Raw genomic sequence first — 224 nt, forward strand, 5'->3', positions numbered from 1 at the left:
GAACTCCTCAGTAATATCCGCCTGCAGCATGCGGCCAGCCAGAAGGCGACCAGTATTGCACTGCATAGCGTCCTTCAGGCGTTTTCGCCGGAGGGGCTGCTGACCCGTTTTGTTCATTACCGACGTGGCGGGCAGGGCGAAAGTGCCGGATGGGAGTGGGAGATGTATCAGCATTACTTCCGGGAACTGACCTCATCACGCCAGCAGGGATTTGAAAAACTGTT

The 224-nt window shown here is 56.2% G+C and carries 1 protein-coding gene; it reads left to right on the forward strand.

Annotation, left to right across the window (positions count from 1 at the left end):
- On the forward strand, positions 1–224 hold a 224-nt coding region (locus ADK28_RS32090), incomplete at both ends, for a type VI secretion system-associated FHA domain protein (protein WP_343286267.1).

Origin of the sequence: Serratia sp. 506_PEND, assembly GCF_001076875.1 — a bacterium.
Classification (GTDB): domain Bacteria; phylum Pseudomonadota; class Gammaproteobacteria; order Enterobacterales; family Enterobacteriaceae; genus Serratia; species Serratia marcescens.